Here is a 6,147-nt window from a genome sequence, read left to right as displayed (position 1 = left end):
GCGGCTAGGCCGTGCGCCGGCGCTGCCGGCCCTCGTGGGACCACGCGGACGAGGGCAGCAGGCTCGGCGGGAACAGCCGCGCCCGGACCACGCGCGCCCGCGGGACGGACGCGTCGAGGGCGACACGAGCCTCCAGGACGGCCCGCCGGAGTGCTGCCGTGTCCACGCCCGCCGCACCGTCCGCGGCGAAGCGCTCCAGGTCGACTGCATCGACGATGCTCGTCAGGTGCGGGAGCACGCTCGCGGGGACGGTCCCGACGAGCCGACCGCGCACCGCTCGCGCCGTCCGCGCTGCTGCGGCGGCGTCACCCGGCGGCGCGAGCCCCGGTGCGTACCCGTGGTCGGCGACGTCGTCGAGCACCTCGCGCCAGACCTGCAGTGCGGGCGAACGTCCCGCCTGCACCGCGGCGAGCCGTCGGCGCCGACGCACCACACGGACGACCCCGGGTGCGACGAGCACCGCCAGCAGGAGCAGCAGTCCGACCACCAGGCCGGCGGCACCGGGTCCGGCGCCGCCGCCCGTCGTGGCCGCCGCGCCCGCTCCGGTCGAGGCGGAGGGTGTCGGGGTGGGCGAGGCCTCGGCGGGAGCGGTCTCCCCCGGGGCCGGCAGCGGCGTCTCCGACGGGGCCGGAGCCGGCGTCGCCGACGACTCGGTCCCCGCCTGCGCTGCGGCGTCGGAGCTCGGGGTCGGCTCGAACGACACCCAACCGGCGCCACGGATGTACAGCTCGGGCCACGAGTGCAGCTGTCGGTTCGAGACGGTGTACTCGCCGTCCTCCGTCTGGTCGCTGCTCGCCCGGTACCCGACTGCGATACGCGACGGGATCCCGAGCGTCCGCGCCATCACGGCCATCGACGACGCGAAGTGCACGCAGTAGCCCTGGCGCACGCGCAGGAACGTGTCGATCACGTCCATGCTGTCGCCGTCGTAGCCCTGCTCGACGGGGGCCGTCTCGGAGTAGGTGAAGAGGTCGCTGCGGAACCACTGCTCCAGGGCACGCGCCCGGGCGTAGTCGTTCGGCAGCCCGCCGGCCACCCGCTGGGCCGCCGCCCGGATGTCACGTGGCAGGTCCTCGGGCAGTGCCAGGTCGGTGCGGAGCTGCGTCTCGCTCGGCGCCGTGAACCCGCGGCCGTCGGTGCGCCCGAGGATCCCGCTCGCGGCGATCGCGTCGAGGTACTCCCCCGACCAGGTCGAGGCGCCGAAGACCTGGTAGGTCGAACCGCGCTGGGTCACGGGACCGGTCGACCGGACCGTGCTCGAGTCCCCCATCCAGCGCCACTGCGACAGGTCCAGGTTCGTCGACTGCGACTCGAGCGACACGGCGCCGCCGGGCACGGGCAGGTAGTTGCTCGACAGCCCGGTGATCCGCACGGTCAGGTCGCCGCGGCTCGCCAGACGGGGGTTGATCCCGACCGCCCACTGCTGCTGGTCCGCGGTCTCCGCGGTGCTGGCGTCGGTCACGGTGGGCACCCAGTCGCCGGTGCCGAACTCGTCGAGGTCGGCGAGCTTGAGGTACTCCGGCTGCCCGTCGGCGGTGCGGTAGCGGAACACCTCGAGCTCGTTCGGCTGGCGGAGGTCGCGGCCGAGCTCGAGCAGCGTGCCGGGACGACCGGGCTGGATCGGGGCCTGCAGCGCGCCCGTCACGCCGGACAGCCAGCTGGCGTTGATCGGGACGAGCACCGGGAGCCCCACGGCGACGACGAGCCCGATCGCGCCCACCACGGCGGCCGGGAACGCCCGTTGCACCGGTCGGACGGACAGCCAGAGGAGCCCGAGGAACGCCGCCCCCACCAGGACGACGAGCACCGGCGAGGCGGGCTCGCCCGTGACGACACCGGGGACGATCAGCACGACCAGCGCGGGCACGGCCGCGAGCGCGACGGTCGGCGCGATCGCGGCGAGGAACAGGGTCACCCCGGCGACCCAGGCGATCGCGACGGTGACGATCAAGCGGATCGCGTCGCTCTGCGGCAGCGGCGCGGGGTTGAGCCGGATCGCGGCGAGCGCCTCGCCGAGGGCTCCCTCGCGGTCGAGCCAGCCGAGGGGGTGGACGTCGTTGACGACCGCGGCGACGCACGACCCGACCACCAGCGTGGCGACGAGGGCGATGAAGCGCACGCCCGGAGCGCGACGGCGGACGGCGAGGACGACGGCGACGAGCACCGCCGTGAAGACGACGCCGGACAGCCACCAGGCGGTGCCCTGCACGAGCGGACGCATCGCGAGCGCCGCGATGAGGACCGGCAGCGGTGCCAGGGCGACGACCCACGGTCCCGGGGCGTCGTCGCGTTCGGCCGGACGCTCGGGGCGGCCGCTGCGCGTGGGCGTCCTGACGCGGTCGGCGGTCGAGGTCCCGCTCACCGGGTGCTCCCGTGCGCCTGCGCGCCCGCGACGGGCACGACGAGGGTCCGCCAACCGGCACGGTCGAGGATGCCGCGCACCACGGGGTCGGGCGGGACGATGGTCGCGAGGATGCCGCGACTGGACCCGCTCGTCGCGGCGACGAGCTCTGCGGCCTGCTCGGCGGTGCACCGGCCGGTGACGACGGCGGTCATGCCGTGGACGTCGCGACCGTGCACGTCGGACAGGACCTCGGTGACCGGGCGGGCGTCCGAACGGACCCGGACGTCGGCGAGTCCGACGAGCAGGTCCGTCAGGCTGCCGACGTCGCCGGTGTGCCGTCCCGCGCCCGGAGTGTCGTCGCTCACGAGCACCACGCGCGACGTCCGCGCGCTGAGGGCACGGGCGACGCTCGCGGCGACGACGACGGCGTGCTCGAACGCGGCGTCGCCACCGAGGTCGCTCAGTTCCGCGAGGTCGTCGCGGCCGAGCGCCTGGTAGGACTCTCGGCGGAGATCGATGGCGATGACGGCCTCCGGCGGCTGCGCCTGCGTGGTCTGGCGGACGTGGAGTTCGCCGCGTCGGGCGCTCTGTGCCCAGTGCACGCGGCGGATCGGGTCGCCCTGCCGGTACGGCCGGAGCTCGCTGTCGTCGGCGGAACCGCCCTGACCCACACGGCCCTCGTCCGCCGAGACGGCACCCGCGAGCGCACCGGTGTCGATCGCGCCGAGGGTGGTGGATGCGGGGACGATCACGACCTCCTCGGCGGGGACGACCGGCCGGTCGATGCGCAGCAGGCCGAAGGGGTCCTCGACGCGGATGGTCACCGGACCGACCAGCGTGCGGCCCCGGTGCATCGCGAGGGCCTCGACGTCGAGCACCGCCGGGGGCTCGTTCGGGCCGACCAGGGCGTAGGTCTGCGCGTCGGACACGCTCGCGAGGGCGTCCTCGAGCTGTTCCCGCACCAGCAGGGTCGTCCGCGGCCCGATCGGCAGCGACGTCCCCCGCAGGGTGATCCGCTCGCGGTGGACCTCACCGACCTGCACGACCGAGCGGGCGGTCGACCGGGTCGCACGCAGCGGCGCCGCGACGACGAGTGCCATGACGATCCCGAGCACGAGCAGCACGAGCAGCAGGAGCCCGGCGGAGACGGCGATGCTCGTCGTGGCGACGAGACCACCGCCGACGAGGGCGATCCCCGACCCGAGCACCGTCCACCCCCTGGCCGTCGGCCGCGGGAACGGGGTCCGGCGGAGCATGGCCGCGCCGCGTCGCCCGGTGCGGAGCACCCACGACCGCACCGCGCCCGCACGCAGCGCGGACGTCGAGGGCCCGCTGCCGTCGGGCATCAGGAGCGGACGGCGGCCGAGGCGAACGGCACGGCGGTGTCGGACACGATCCGGACGACCACGTCGCGCGCGGTGTCCTCGGCGGCCCCGCCGAGCCCGCGGGCGACCGGGACGAGACGGTGGGACAGGATCACCGGTGCGAGGTGGGCGACGTCGTCGGGGGTGACGAACGGGCGACCGAGCAGCGCGGCGTGGGCACGAGCGGCCTGCGCCAGGTGCAGGGTGGCGCGAGGGCTCGCGCCCAGCACGAGGTCCGGGTGCGTGCGGGTGGCACGGACGATCGCGACGATGTAGGCCTCGACGTCGTGGGCAAGGTGCACCCCGCGCACGGCGTGCACGATCGCCCGCAGCGTCTGCACGTCGACGATCGGTCGGAGCGCGGACAGCGGGTCGCGGGTCCCGCGCGCCGCGAGCATCTGGCGCTCGGCGTCCGCGCTGGGGTACCCCATCGCGATGCGGGCCATGAACCGGTCGCGCTGAGCCTCGGGCAGCGGGTACGTGCCCTCCATGTCGATCGGGTTCTGGGTCGCGACGATCATGAACGGCGACTCCAGCGGCCGGGTCACGCCGTCGACGGTCACCTGCGCCTCGGCCATCGCCTCGAGCAGGGCCGACTGGGTCTTCGGGCTCGTGCGGTTGATCTCGTCACCGATGACGACGTTCGCGAACACCGGACCCGGCGAGAACCGGAACGTGCCCGACGACTGGTCGTAGATGTTCACACCGGTGACGTCGGACGGCAGCATGTCCGAGGTGAACTGGATGCGGTTCACCGTCCCGCCGACCGAGGCACCGAGCGCCTTCGCGAGCACGGTCTTGCCGACGCCGGGGACGTCCTCGACGAGCAGGTGCCCCTCGGCGAGCATCACGGTGAACGCCGTGCGGATGGCGTCGACCTTGCCGTCCACCACGGTGGAGACGGCTGCGACGACGTCGTCGCCCACCGCTCGCACGTGCTCGATCGGGAAGGCTTGGTCGGTCTGGTCCGGCACGCAGGCCTCCTCGTCTCGGGACAGGTGTCGTGCATGCTACAACGGCGCGGTGACAGGCACCGGAGGATGCGTCACCGATCATCCGGAAGGCACACACGGGCCCTGCCCCGCGACGGACGGGAGGCGCGGTGCGGGGCCGCCACGCGCCTCCCGTCCGCCTCCTGGTCACGGTCCGGTCGGTGCGGGCGTCAGCGCGGCAGGGCCTCGGTCGTCAGCGACCAGAGCGCGACGCCGTGCAGCCCGAGTCGCTGCGCCAGCGCGACACGTGCCCGGTAGGAGCGGGCGTCCGACCAGTGCAGCTCGTGTCCGTCACCGAGCGTCGCCGACCACTCCCCCGTGCGGTCCGACCAGCGTGCGGCACCGCCGGCCAGCGCACGGGCCCGCGTCGGCGACACCTGCCCGGCGTCCGGTCCACCCCAGCGGTACCCGTACCCGGCGACGCCGAGGTCGGTGCGGTCGGCCGGCAGTCCCTCGTGCTCGGCCACCTCGACGACGCGCTGCGCCCACGGCAGGGCACCGATCGTGCCCGGTCCGCTCCACGGGCCGTGCTGGTCGTAGGTCATCAGCACGAAGCGGTCGACGTGCTCCGCCAGACGACGGAGGTCGTACCCGGTGTCCCGGAAGCCCGCGGCCGAGGTGGACGCCATCACGGCCATCGACACCGGGGCGTCGGCACCGAGCTCGTCGTGCACCGCGTCCTCGAGCGCGGCCGCGAAGGCGACGAGTCCCGCGCGGTCGCGGTCGCGCAGTGATTCGAGGTCGATCTGCACGCCCGTGCAGTGGTGGTCGTGCGCCAGGGCCGCCAGGTCCCGAGCGACCCGTCCGCGGGCGACCGGGTCGGCCAGCAGCGCCGAGGCGGTCTCCGGCGAGAAGTCACCGAGCGTCTCGGAGTAGTTGCTGACGAGGAGCTCCGGTCGCGCGCCCCCGCGGGCCGCGGCGCGGGCGAGTCGGTCGACGCCGTCGGGCAGCGGCGCGAGGCCCGTGCCGTCCGCGGAGAGCGTGACACCGTCGATGCCGATCGTGTCCGCCCGCTCGGTGGCGGCTCGTACCCGGGCGACCGCCGTCGGGGCTCCCGGCTCGACGTACGCCTCGACGGCGACGCCGCGGGCAGCGGACGCGTCGGCGCAGCCGGCGACCGTGGTGACGATCACAACGAGCGCGACGGCGAGGGCGGATGAGCGGATCACGGGGCAACGGTAGTGGGCGGGGCCAGGGCACCCGTGCCGAGCCGGCCCGTGCCTCCCGACCGTCGAGCACGGCCGCACCGTCGTGTTCCCGCGCGCACCCTGCCGGAACGACGAAACCCCCGCCGGTGGCAGGGGTTTGGTCGACTGCGGAGACGGAGGGATTTGAACCCTCGGTCCCCTCAAAGGGGACTCCACCTTAGCAGGGTGGTGCACTCGGCCGGACTATGCGACGTCTCCGTGCGCTCTCACGAGCGCGAGACCCACCATACAGGAGGACG

4 protein-coding genes and 1 tRNA gene are annotated in these 6,147 nt (G+C 74.6%); all 5 read right to left on the bottom strand.

From position 1 onward, the window contains the following. Positions 1–4: 4 nt before the first annotated feature. The gene (locus ACH0A8_RS15045) at positions 5–2,362 is read right to left on the bottom strand and encodes a transglutaminaseTgpA domain-containing protein (RefSeq protein ID WP_406907465.1); all 2,358 of its coding nucleotides are present in this window, start codon (positions 2,360–2,362) and stop codon (positions 5–7) included. After that, positions 2,359–3,690, bottom strand: coding sequence for a DUF58 domain-containing protein (locus ACH0A8_RS15040; protein WP_209685619.1), 1,332 nt, complete (start codon positions 3,688–3,690; stop codon positions 2,359–2,361). The genes ACH0A8_RS15045 and ACH0A8_RS15040 overlap by 4 nt, the downstream gene beginning before the upstream one ends. After that, complete coding sequence (locus ACH0A8_RS15035; RefSeq protein WP_235426362.1) at positions 3,690–4,682, bottom strand: MoxR family ATPase; 993 nt, start codon at positions 4,680–4,682, stop codon at positions 3,690–3,692. The genes ACH0A8_RS15040 and ACH0A8_RS15035 overlap by 1 nt, the downstream gene beginning before the upstream one ends. A gap of 188 nt (positions 4,683–4,870) precedes the next feature. Continuing rightward, entirely contained in the window at positions 4,871–5,869 is a 999-nt protein-coding gene (locus ACH0A8_RS15030) for a glycosyl hydrolase family 18 protein (RefSeq protein WP_406907464.1), read from the bottom strand. Between the two features lie 147 nt (positions 5,870–6,016). Continuing rightward, positions 6,017–6,106, bottom strand: a tRNA-Ser gene (locus ACH0A8_RS15025). Between the last annotated feature and the right edge of the window lie 41 nt (positions 6,107–6,147).

This window comes from Curtobacterium sp. 179-B 9B NHS (assembly GCF_045370965.1).
In the GTDB taxonomy this organism is placed as follows: domain Bacteria; phylum Actinomycetota; class Actinomycetes; order Actinomycetales; family Microbacteriaceae; genus Curtobacterium.
Note: the sequence above shows the minus strand (reverse complement) of the source record. Positions and strands in the feature narration are given on the sequence as shown.

Bases quoted from the DNA above. Each gene is read 5' to 3' on its own strand.
- ACH0A8_RS15040 (WP_209685619.1), bottom strand. From the start codon at position 3,690: ATGCCCGACGGCAGCGGGCCCTCGACGTCCGCGCTGCGTGCGGGCGCG.